We start from the raw sequence: 12,163 nt of genomic DNA, 5'->3' as shown, positions 1-12,163 counted from the left end.
TTAAATAGCCCAATTAATACTACAATACTACGCCCAGAAAGCAAAATATCATGAAAGCCTTCCAAATATTCAGAAACTCACAACCAATACAAGCTTTAAAAATATCAAAAGCATTATGAGCTATTCTCCTTACCTGCTCAAAGGTCAAAAAGCACTTGTGACAGGTGCTAGTTCTGGCATTGGTGAAGCGATCGCTCGCTATTTAGCTTTCTCAGGTGCAGCAGTAGCCGTCAATTATCATTCGGAAGCTGAGTCAGCTCAAAAACTTGTTGATGAGATCAAAGCGGCTAATGGTGAAGCATTTGCGATTCAAGCTGATGTCAGCAAAGAAGACGAAATAAAGGCGATGTTCAGCCAGACGATCGAGCAATTCGGCACTATTGACATTTTGGTAAACAATGCCGGTCTTCAAAAAGATTCACCGTTTGTAGATATGACCCTTGACCAATGGAATAGAGTTATTGGGGTGAACCTGACAGGACAATTCTTGTGTGCGCGGGAAGCTGCAAAGGAATTTTTGCGCCGAGGTGTACAGCCTGATATTTCATCTGCCGCAGGTAAGATTATTTGTATCAGTTCAGTGCATCAGGTAATTCCTTGGGCGGGTCATGTTAATTATGCCGCGAGTAAAGGCGGTATAAATATGATGATGCAAAGTATTGCTCAAGAACTTGCACCTCATAAAATTCGTGTCAATAGTATTGCTCCTGGTGCAATCAAAACTCCCATTAATAAATCAGCTTGGGATACTCCAGAAGCAGAAGCGAATTTACTAAAACTGATTCCAGCCAAACGTGTCGGAGATGTAGAAGACATCGCCAAAGCAGCAGTTTGGTTAGCTTCTGATGACTCTGATTATGTTTATGGTACAACACTGTTTGTAGACGGTGGTATGACCTTGTATCCAGGTTTTACAGAGAATGGTTAATTGACAATGCCGACAAAAGTTACTGTCAATCCTGGTTTGATAACCATCAACGATGGTTCTTCTTTTCTAGTAACAGCTAGTGATAGTTCTATCGACGAAAACTTACCTCAAGGTTTTTTTGTTTGGGATACACGCCTAATTTCTTACTACGAAATTTCTCTCAATCGCCACCCACTTTCACTGCTAGCTTCTAGCAATATCACCCATCATAATGCGCTTTACCAATTCACTAACCCGCAACTTCCTATTATCAACGGCACTTTACCTCCTGGTAGTTTGCTTGTAACGGTTCGGCGCGACATTGTGGAAGGTATGCATGAAGATATTGATATAACTAATTATTACAGCGAGACTGTTAAGTTTCAATTAATGCTAGCTGTGCGCTCTGATTTTGCAGATATTTTTGATGTCAAATCACAGCAAATATTGACACGGGGAGAGACAGAAACTAGATGGGAAAATGGTGTACTCACTACTGAATATCGAAACGGCTCTTTCTTACGAGGTATTGTGATTGAGCCAGTTTGTACTAGTTCTGAGCCACGCTATGCCAATGGTCGTTTAATGTTTGATGTTACCATTGCTTCTGGCAAGACATGGCACACTTGTATCAATTTTACAGCCCTAGCCAATGAAAATGTCTTCAAACCTCAAGACACCTGCGCTGTACCTCACAATACAAAAGCTGGAAAAGTTAGGGATGAGTTTCTGATTAATGCAACAAAGTTGCGATCGTCCAATGCTGAAATTGCCGAATATTATCAGCAAGCGATCGTGGATATGGGAGCGCTGCGGATTGAGGTATATGACAATGGGCATCAATTTTGGATGCCTGCTGCTGGGATTCCCTGGTTTGTTGCCGTTTTTGGACGCGACTCAATAACTGCGAGTTTGCAAGCGATCGCAGTCTATCATGAATTTGCTCGTGGCACGTTACTGAAACTGGCTCAACTCCAGGCAACTGAGTTGGATGATTGGCACGATGCCCAACCGGGCAAAATGCTGCATGAACTGCGGCGCGATGAGTTAACTACACTAAACCTCCTTCCATATCATCCCTACTACGGAACAGTAGATACTACCATCCTTTGGATTGTTACTTTAGCTGAAGCCTATAACTGGAACGCCGATGTCAGTATGCTTGAAGAGTGTCGAGCGCCACTGGAAAAAGCACTAAATTGGATTGACAAATACGGCGACTTTGACGGGGATGGCTTTGTTGAGTATTTAACTCGTTCGTCAAAAGGATTACGCAATCAAGGTTGGAAAGATTCGGGTGACGCAATAGTTTACCCAAATGGCCAGTTAGTTGAGCCGCCAATCGCTTTGTGTGAAGTACAAGGTTACGTTTATGACGCTTGGCAAAGAGCAGCCTTAATTTATGAAGTGTGGGGCGAAAAAGAGCAAGCCAAAAAGCTGCGTCAAAAAGCAGAAGAACTTTATCAACGATTTAACGATCGCTTTTGGATGGATTCAGTTGGCTTTTACTGTTTAGGATTAGACGATAAAAAGCAACAAATTCAATCAATTACCTCAAATCCTGGTCATCTGCTCTGGTCTGGTATCGTACCACAGGAACGAGCAAAAAAACTTGTTAACCGACTTTTTCAACCAGATATGTGGTGTGGATGGGGTGTGCGGACTCTTTCATCTGAAAATCCGGCATATAATCCGATTAGTTATCAACGGGGTAGTGTTTGGCCTCATGATAACTCGATCGTTGCGGCTGGATTAAAAAAGTATGGCTATTACCAAGAAGCTAACCGCATTGCTGAGGGGATTTTTGCTGCTGCTAGTTATTTTCAAGCTGGGCGAATGCCAGAATTGTTTGCGGGAATTGAACGCCAAGATGATAACTTTCCAGTTCCCTATCCAGATGCTAATATAGCCCAAGCTTGGGCTGCTGGTTCAATTTTCTTACTCATTCGTACCATTTTAGGACTCAAAGCTGATGCTTCAAAACAACAGTTAAAAGTACAGCCGAATCTACCAGATTTCTTACCCGATTTAGAACTCACAAATTTGTCTATAGGAGACGCTACGGTGGGATTACGCTTTTGGCGCGATGGCGAACAAACCAAATGGGAAGTTACCCATCTGGATGGTGAATTAGAAGTTTCTGCATAATTATTATTTACTCTCATGGCATCTAATTCATCTCATAAAACTATATTTGCAGCGATGGGCGCTAACTTAGCGATCGCTATTACAAAATTTATTGCTGCCTCCATTACTGGCAGTTCCGCCATGATATCTGAAGGGATTCATTCGGTGGTAGATACTGGCGATCAACTGGTACTTTTGCTAGGAATTCGCAGAAGCCAAAAGCCAGCAGATGATAGCCATCCCTTTGGTTACGGTCAAGAACTTTATTTCTGGACTTTCATCGTTGCTATCCTGATCTTTGCCCTTGGCGGCGGTATGTCAATTTATGAAGGAATCACTCATTTAATTAAACCTAGCCCTTTAGAAAACCCAATGTGGAATTATATTGTGTTAGGTATGGCAATATTATTGGAGGGTTATTCTTGGACTGTAGCTTTAAAAGAGTTTTTGCCGACCAAGGGTAGACAAAATTTCTGGCAAGCAATCAAAAACAGTAAAGATCCCACAGTAATTACAATATTATTTGAGGATTCTGCGGCAATTTTAGGTTTATTCGTTGCCTTAATCGGAATCTTCTTAGGACATCTATTTAATAATGTTTATTTTGATGGCATTGCCTCGATTATTATTGGCATTATCTTGGCGATAGTAGCAGTAGTACTAGCGAGAGAAAGTAAAGGGTTATTACTTGGTGAAAGTGCTAATCCTCAAACTATAACCAATATCCGTTCTTTGTCAAAAACAGAACCAGGAGTGCAAGAAGTTGTACGTGTATTAACAATGCAGCTTGCTCCCCAGGAAGTATTACTAAACTTAGAAATTCAATTTTCTAAAAATCTGACAGGTGAGGAAATCGCATTAACAGTAGAAAATTTAGAAGTAAAAATTCGTCAAAAGCATCCTGAAATAAAACAAATTTTTATTGAAGCAAAATCCTTAACTGCTGCTAGCAAATTTTCGCAAAATTCTCAATAAATTTTTAATTAGATAAATATCAAATATAGAATTTTCCAAAAATATTCAAAGCTTATCGGTACAACAAAACAGTATGGTAAAGATTATTGGTCAAGCAGAAGCTTTTGGCTCGCCAGGTATTGAACCTCGATGGACTCAAGCGAATAAAGATGGAGTCGGAACAGCTTACTCTACCTCTAGTCGCGTTTGGTTTACTATCTGGAGCGGTGTTGTTACTGAAGTCTACCATCCTACAGTAGATAGACCGCAAATTCGAGATTTGCAGTATCTAATTTCTGATGATAAAAGCTTTTTCCACGAAGAGAAACGCCATCTCGAATCGAAAGTGGAACCGATGTGGACTCATGGTTTAGGATACCGTATCACTAATTCCGATCCCCAAGGACGTTATGCCGTAATCAAGGAAGTGATTGCCGACCCGCATTTATCCTGTATCTTACAGCACACAAAATTAACAGGAGAGGACGATTTTATCTCCCAACTGCATTTATATGCTTTGTGTGCCCCGCATCTAGAAGTTGGAGGTATGGGTAATAATGGTTACGCTATAGAGGTTGCTGGGCATCGTATTCTGATCGCCGAGAAACAAGGAACATGGCTAGCGCTGGGTGCAACAGTTCCCTTTACCCGCCTTTCCTGTGGTTACGTCGGTAAAAGTGATGGCTGGACAGATTTAGCTGATAATTTCCAGATGGATTGGGAGTTTGACAGTGCAGTGGATGGCAACCTGGCTCTGACTGGAAAACTAAATCTAGATTGCACTAAAGAGTTTACTTTAGGACTGGCATTTGGTACAAACCAGCACAATGCAATTTCTACACTATTTCAATCGCTCAATATTCCTTTTGAACAACAGAAGCAGCAATACAACGAACAGTGGAAGCGATCGCGCCGCAATATCCGACCCCTAGAAGATGTTTCATACAATGATGGAAAGTTGTATCACAACAGCATTAGTTTGTTGTTAGCACATGAAGACAAAGCCTATCCAGGTGCTTTAATTGCATCCCTTGCGATCCCTTGGGGTGAAGCCAAAAACGACCAAGACGAAGGCGGATATCACCTTGTCTGGACGCGGGATATGGTAAGCAGTGCATCAGGTTTAGTAGCTGCAGGTGAAACAGAAACAGCAGTGCGATCGCTAATTTATCTCGCCACTAGTCAGGAGGAAGATGGCGGTTTTGCCCAAAATTTCTGGGTTGATGGTAAACCTTACTGGAAAGGTATTCAACTAGATGAGGTGGCATTTCCGATTCTGTTAGCATGGTTATTGCACCAGCAGAAGACTTGTTTAAAATTCGATATTTATCCGATGGTTCTGCGGGCGGCGGGTTATTTAATTCGTCACGGTCCAGTTACCCAACAAGAACGCTGGGAAGAAAACAGTGGTTATTCACCATCAACACTAGCATCCAATATTGCCGCCTTAATCTGTGCTGCTCAATTTGTTCGTCAACGTGGAGATGAAGCAACAGCAAAGTTTATAGAAGAATACGCAGATTTTTTAGAATCTCACATCGAAGCTTGGACAGTTACTACTGAAGGAACTTTAGTTCCTGGAATTAAACAGCATTATATCCGAATTACTCCCTCAGATATTAATAATCCTCAAGCCGACGGAAATCCTAACCAAGGAACTCTTTTCATCACCAGTCAGCCAGCTGGTGAACCAGCAGAATTTCCGGCCAAGGAAATTGTCGATGGCGGATTTCTCCAATTAGTACGCTATGGAATTCGTAAACCAGATGACCCGATTATTGTTGATTCTGTCAAAGTAATTGATGAAGTTTTAAAAGTAGATACACCCGTTGGACCTTGTTGGCATCGTTACAACCACGACGGCTACGGTCAGCAAAAAGACGGAAATCCTTATGTCGGTTCGGGTAAGGGACGCGCTTGGCCTCTCTTAGCAGGAGAACGAGGACATTATGAACTAGCTGCTAACGGCGATGTCAAAACATATATCAAAGCGATGGAAGGATTTGCTTCAGACACTTGTTTGCTACCAGAACAGGTTTGGGATGAGGCAGATATACCTGATGTCTATATGTCTTTAGGAAAACCAACAGGTTCAGCCATGCCTTTAATGTGGGCACACGCAGAGTATATCAAGCTGCTACGGTCAACTCATGACGGACAGGTGTTTGATTTTATTCCAGAGGTGGCAAATCGCTATCTAGGCGAAAGAAAGCAGTGTAAATCATTGGAAATTTGGAAGTTTAAACGACAAATCAGCCAAGTAAAAAAAGGTCAGACATTGCGAATTGACGCTTTAGCATCTTTTCAATTGCACTGGTCAGATAATAATTGGCAAACCACACAAGATACGCTTTCTACTTCCACAAAGTTAGGAGTGAATTTTGTAGATATTTCTGTTTCTGATAACCAGCAACATCCAATCAGCTTTACCTTTTTCTGGATTGAAAGCAGTAAATGGGAAGAACGCAATTATACAGTTGCAGTTGATTAGTAGTAATTATTGTAAGTTTTCAGAGTTTGTAATACAGCAGTTTTCGTTTGGATGAAGTACAAAGTCACTAGTTTTGAGGCAGGAGGCAGGAGGCAGCTATGCTGGAGGGAGAAGAATAATTTAATTTTTGAGTCCTCGGTTTTGTACCTCACGCTTGTTGCAAACTGCTGTAAGCACTTTAGTACTTAGAAAATAAGGACTAAAGTCCTTACTCACACAAGAAAAAAGAGCCATTTTTATGCAGAACAACTCATCAAATAAACCAACAATTGACTACTGGCACGTCTGGATTGACCACGACGGCATAAGTCACCAGTCTCGTTGTCAAATTGAGGACTTTATTGAAAAAGGTATAGCCCCAGATACTTCACCGCAGTGGCTTTCTAAGTTGAAACAGTCCGGTGCTACAATCACCTTTACTGTGCTACCCGTGGGATGGGTTGGCAACTGGCATGAGAACCCGAAGCCCCAGTGGATAATTCCACTGTCGGGACGCTGGTTTGTGGAGACTATGGACGGACAGCGAGTCGAGATGGGCCCTGGCGAAATTTCATTTGGAGAAGATCAGAATACAAAAGCAGACGCGCAAGGTCATAAAGGTCACTTATCTGGAACAGTAGGCGATGCACCTGCTGTTCTGATAATGGTGCAACTTGAGGAGACTCCGGCTATAGAGCAATCCTGTCGCTTGAGGTAATGATGGGGGCAGTTAACTGACAGCCCAGAGGCGCTAGCTTTATCTAATTAAATAGTAACAAAAGATTAAGCATACCAAGTCACTTTGAGTTATGGGGTAAAGTAATCTTTCTTAGGGCAAATAGAATAAAAGTGAAGATAGGGAGTAAAATATTTGAACAAATTAAAGCTGATTTGATTCAGAACAAATATATGTTTAGTATACTTTGGGGTATTGTTGTTCTACTAGTTGCCTTTTGGGCATTAGGACTGACACTTCATATTGCCGGAAATCTAATTCACGCAGTGTTGCTTATAGCCATTGGTCTTGCTATCTATAATTTTTTCAAAGCGCGTGATGTGTGAATAAATATAGCGTTTCCTAATCATAGTAAGGTACATCATAGTCCCGATAGTCCCTTCCTTGCTTTTGGGAGGAGGTTAAGGGTGGGATTCTTGTACCTCCTCATTATCTTTCACCCTTTAGCTCGACTTTATCGGCAATTATAAACAAATAATCTCCGTAATCGTTTTCATACTTTTTGACAATCTCAGTAATGCGTCCTGTATTTATATCTGCTGCCAGCCTTTGACACCTGGCAGCGATTTCCTCAGCAGAAGCTAGCAAGTTTTTCAAATTACTCGAACACTGAAGATTAGTTACTGATAACTAATATTGGTGTGGTATTTCGCCAATAATGAAATCGATAATTTTTGTAAGGCGGGCAAGATGCCCACCCCACAAGAAGTAACTGGATATTTTTTATTTGCAAGTCCCTCTGAGAACTGTTAAACCAGCGCTGCTGTTGCTTTTAATGTAAAAATCTTCTCAATCACATTTTCTACCACCTTATCTGGCGTAGAAGCACCAGAAGTAATTCCCACAACAATTTCTCCATCTGGCAACCAGTTTTCTGTAGTTATTAACTGTCCATTTAATTGCCGATGTTCAATAGAATATGCTGATTTAAGGCGTTCAACAGTATCAATATGATAAGAAGGAATTCCTCGCTCAAAGGCAATTTGTTGCAACTGAGTAGTATTCGAGGAATTAAACCCACCAATTACTACCATCAAATCTAAATTATGTTCCACTAATTCCAGCATGGCATCTTGCCGTTCTTGAGTGGCATCACAAATGGTGTTGAAGCTTTGGAAATGCTGATTTAACTCAGTGGGGCCATACTTCTGTAACATAGTCCGCTCAAAAAGTTTGCCGATTTGCTCAGTTTCGCCTTTAAGCATGGTAGTTTGGTTAGCAATGCCAACTCTTTCTAAATCGCGATCGGGATCGAATCCTGCTGAACAAGCTTTCGCAAATTTTGTCAGAAATTCTTCACGGTTCCCACCATTAATAATATAGTCAGCAACATAAGCTGCTTCTTGCAAATTCAACACAATTAAATACTTGCCAGCAAAAGAACTAGTCGCAACTGTTTCTTCATGCTTATATTTACCGTGAATTATTGATGTATAATCAATTTTTTTGTGCTTTTCTACTGTATTCCAAACTTTAGATACCCAAGGACAAGTAGTATCAACAATTTTGCAGCCTTTATCGTGAAGTATCTGCATTTCTTGAACGCTAGCCCCAAAAGCGGGTAATATGACTACATCACCAATTCCAACAACAGAAAAGTCCTTATTCTTTCCTTCAATGGGGATGAATTCTACTTCCATCTCCTGCATCCGCTGATTTACAGAAGGGTTGTGGATAATCTCGTTAGTAATCCAGATATGTTCTGTGGGGAAGTGCTGACGAGTTTCGTAGGCCATGGCTACAGCCCTTTCTACACCCCAGCAGAAGCCAAAGGCTTGTGCTAGTCGGATTGTCACATTACCCCGTTGTAGAGTGTAATTGCGATCGCGAATTTCCTGAATCAAGTTACTCTGATACTCAGATTGCAACTGGGTGGCAACTTCTGCTTGATGACCAAAGCCCTTGCGATTGTAATTTTCTGAATGTTGGAGGCTGCGCTTAAAAGCTTTTGTATCCATGAGATTTTTCTATTTAAACCACTATTGCTTATTTTCTCGCGCCTAGACGCGATTGATACAGAGTTATCTTCAAAGATATTACTTCTTTTTGGGCTTTAACCTTTTTCTCGCGCAGGACGTTGACGCTGGGATTTTAATTCAATCTCGCTATAAATCTGCAATGCAGAACGCCAAACCATATAACCTTCAGGACTTAAGTGTAAGCCATCAGTAGTAAATTCGCGGCGGAGATTTCCTTGCTTATTGGTAAACAGGGGATGTAAATCGAGATATTTGACACCTTTTTTGGTGGATATGCTTTGCAGTTGCCGATTCAACTCGCGAATGCGACTATTGGCAACTGCCAGAAGTTTATCTCGTCCTTTCCAAGTTGCTTCTTCTGCGCTATGTGGTAAAATCGATTGGACAACAATTTGCGTTGTGGGATGCATCTTTTGTAGGTAATTAATAATTTGCCGCTGATTATCTAAAATTTCCCCATTGCTCATCCCCCGAATTAGGTCATTAATGCCAATCATCACAAAAATCACCTCTGGCTGGGTGCGGTCAAATATTTTTAATCTTTTCAATAATCCATTGCTGGTTTCGCCAGAAATTCCTTGATTTAGCCAATTTTTACCTTCGGGTAATAACTCAGGGGGAAACCACAAACTCAGAGAATCTCCCGCCAGAATGGTTAAATGCGGAGGACGTTGGTCAGCGGCGACCTTGGCTTCTTGCTTGAGGATGTTTACCCACTCTTGATAAGTGAGTTGATGACGGCGACCTAAATCAGGTGTAGCAATTTGCGGTGAGCTGTTCAGATTAATTGGCTCTGGGGATGTTACTATCCCAAAAAAAGCGGCCAATCTCTGCTGTTGCCAAATTAGCAGGATGACCGCCAACATGAGGATGCCGTTGGTTAACAGCGAGAAAAATGCCCAGATAGGAAAGGTTTTTGCAGATGTAGACACGACTAGCGAAATTTACCAATTATTTGAATCAAATTTTAACGCTAGCGATCGCAAATTACACAATCTTAAATTGGGCATTGGGGATTGAGTAAGATTTTACTCAGCACTCAGCACTCAGTACTCAGCACTCATTACTAAGTAGGACGATCGCCAAACTCGGAGTTGTAACCTTCTTCCCCATGTTCGTTGATATCCAAACCTTGCAATTCTGCTTCCTCTTTGACTCGCAGCCCGACTGTAGCATCGATAACTTTGAGAATAATCCACGTACCAACACCTGCGATTACATAAGCAACGCCAATTGCTACTAGTTCAACTCCCAATTCACCCAAATTACCACGCAGTACTCCGTCTTTACCTCCTCCGTTGACTTGAGTCGTGGCAAAAATGGCCGTTAAAATTGCCCCTACTGTACCGCCAACGCCATGCACAGGATAGGTATCTAAAGCATCGTCAATTTGCAGCTTATGCTTGTAACTTACAGCATAGAAGCAAACAAAGGCGGTGATGAAACCAACTAAAATCGCTGATAGCGGTGTGACAAATCCGGCGGCGGGAGTGATACCCACCAAACCAGCAACGGCTCCTGTCGCCGCTCCCACGGCGGTTGGTTTACCTCGTAAAACGCTTTCCAAAATTAGCCACATTAAAGCCGCCGCCGCCGCCGCTGTATTAGTGGCAACAAAGGCTGTTGTTGCTAAATTTGTGACTACATTACCAGAAGTTCCACTGGCAGCAGATAAGGCACTTCCAGCGTTGAAACCGAACCAGCCAAACCACAGCAAGGCAGCACCCAGTAAAATAAACGGAACGTTATGCGGCGGGCTAAGACGATCGGGATGGGTTTTCCGAGGCCCAAGGACGATCGCTGCTACTAGGGCAGAAACCCCAGAACTGATATGAACTACTGTGCCACCGGCAAAGTCGAGGGCACCCAAACCACCGTACAAACCTAAAAATCCACCTTTCGCCCAGACCATGTGGGCTAAGGGGGCGTAAACAAAGGTTGACCACAGTAGCACAAACAGCGAATAGGCGCGGAAACTCATCCGCTCAACGATCGCTCCAGAAATTAAGGCTGGGGTGATAATGGCAAACATGGCTTGGTAGATCATGAATGCCTGATGGGGTATGGTTCCGGCATAAGATACGACTTCCGGCGGGTTTGACCCTTTGAGATAATCTGTTATCTCTAACCCGACACCATTCAACCCGAACCATTGCAATCCACCGATGAACGGTAAACCTGGTGCAAAGGCAAGACTATAGCCCCACAAAATCCAGGTAACTCCAACGATCGCCATTAACACAAAGCTCATCATCAATGTGTTTAGGATATTGCGCGATCGCACAAATCCACCATAGAAAAACGCTAATCCTGGTGTCATTAGCAGCACAAGTGCTGCTGAAATCAGCATAAATGCTGTGTCTCCAGTATCAGCAGTAGGCGGGGCAGCAGTTGGGGTTTGGGCAAAAGCATTGCTCATCAACGGCCCTCCTAAAAATAGTAGGGTGATAGCTCCAATCATCACAACTTTCTTCAACACTTTTTTTTCTTCCTAAGCACCAATGATTTGTATCCTTAACTACATTTGATTACTTTTATTGACACATTTTTGTCTTGAAAGTTACTTAACCTGAATTTTCTTGAGATGTTAACAAAAATATAAACCGGATTGTAGTTGCCAAGATTTAAATTAGCGTATAAATACGCAATTATTACATTGCATCTTTATTTTTTGAAGAATAGAAGAATAGTATCTTATTCAAGCCTGACAAAATTCCAAATTTTTATTTACCTACTGTTACAAAGCAAAATACTGGTAATAATTTAAAATTATTGTCAAGTATCACCAGTATTTTCAGAGAATTTACACAAAATATACAGCAGATTTAAACTTCTCTACGAACGCGAACAGCGTGTTAAAGACAGAGGCTACACTAATGTCAGGTACAGAAATACCCTAACCCGCGCGATCGCAAGGCATTTTCTAGAGAAGGGAGAAGCAAGTAGCGTAAGGGTTGGGGATAAGTATACCTCATGTAGTTGCAAAATAC

General features: G+C 41.8%; 10 protein-coding genes. 6 read left to right on the top strand and 4 right to left on the bottom strand.

All coding sequences use genetic code 11. The features are described from left to right. Positions 1-115: 115 nt before the first annotated feature. The 6 genes from V7K41_RS19060 to V7K41_RS19035 all read left to right on the top strand — a co-directional run bounded on the left by V7K41_RS19060 (position 116) and on the right by V7K41_RS19035 (position 7,520). The gene (locus tag V7K41_RS19060) at positions 116-928 is read left to right on the top strand and encodes an SDR family oxidoreductase (RefSeq protein ID WP_334850635.1); all 813 of its coding nucleotides are present in this window, start codon (positions 116-118) and stop codon (positions 926-928) included. A 6-nt stretch (positions 929-934) separates the two neighbouring features. After that, entirely contained in the window at positions 935-3,055 is a 2,121-nt protein-coding gene (locus tag V7K41_RS19055) for an amylo-alpha-1,6-glucosidase (RefSeq protein WP_334850633.1), read from the top strand. 15 nt (positions 3,056-3,070) lie between these two features. Then, on the top strand, positions 3,071-4,009 hold the full coding sequence (locus tag V7K41_RS19050; protein ID WP_334850632.1) for a cation diffusion facilitator family transporter: 939 nt from the start codon (positions 3,071-3,073) through the stop codon (positions 4,007-4,009). Between the two features lie 73 nt (positions 4,010-4,082). Continuing rightward, positions 4,083-6,479 (top strand): glycoside hydrolase family 15 protein, encoded by a 2,397-nt coding sequence (locus V7K41_RS19045; RefSeq protein WP_334850630.1) that lies wholly within the window; start codon positions 4,083-4,085, stop codon positions 6,477-6,479. Positions 6,480-6,717: 238 nt separating this feature from the next. Beyond that, entirely contained in the window at positions 6,718-7,176 is a 459-nt protein-coding gene (locus V7K41_RS19040) for a cupin domain-containing protein (RefSeq protein ID WP_334850628.1), read from the top strand. 191 nt (positions 7,177-7,367) lie between these two features. Beyond that, the gene (locus V7K41_RS19035; protein ID WP_334850626.1) at positions 7,368-7,520 is read left to right on the top strand and encodes a lmo0937 family membrane protein; all 153 of its coding nucleotides are present in this window, start codon (positions 7,368-7,370) and stop codon (positions 7,518-7,520) included. Between the two features lie 103 nt (positions 7,521-7,623). Here V7K41_RS19035 and V7K41_RS19030 read toward each other — a convergent pair whose 3' ends face one another. From V7K41_RS19030 to V7K41_RS19015, 4 genes are all read right to left on the bottom strand, one after another. After that, positions 7,624-7,791 carry a hypothetical protein gene (locus V7K41_RS19030; protein ID WP_334850624.1) on the bottom strand — a complete coding sequence of 56 codons (168 nt, stop codon included), beginning with the start codon at positions 7,789-7,791 and terminating at the stop codon, positions 7,624-7,626. Between the two features lie 152 nt (positions 7,792-7,943). Continuing rightward, entirely contained in the window at positions 7,944-9,152 is a 1,209-nt protein-coding gene (locus V7K41_RS19025; RefSeq protein ID WP_334850622.1) for a 4-hydroxy-3-methylbut-2-enyl diphosphate reductase, read from the bottom strand. A gap of 95 nt (positions 9,153-9,247) precedes the next feature. Further along, on the bottom strand, positions 9,248-10,105 hold the full coding sequence (locus tag V7K41_RS19020) for an SGNH/GDSL hydrolase family protein (protein WP_334850620.1): 858 nt from the start codon (positions 10,103-10,105) through the stop codon (positions 9,248-9,250). Between the two features lie 134 nt (positions 10,106-10,239). Next, positions 10,240-11,634 (bottom strand): ammonium transporter, encoded by a 1,395-nt coding sequence (locus V7K41_RS19015; RefSeq protein WP_442943222.1) that lies wholly within the window; start codon positions 11,632-11,634, stop codon positions 10,240-10,242. Positions 11,635-12,163 lie beyond the last annotated feature (529 nt).

This window comes from Nostoc sp. (assembly GCF_036917415.1).
Classification (GTDB): domain Bacteria; phylum Cyanobacteriota; class Cyanobacteriia; order Cyanobacteriales; family Nostocaceae; genus Nostoc.
Note: the sequence above shows the minus strand (reverse complement) of the source record. Positions and strands in the feature narration are given on the sequence as shown.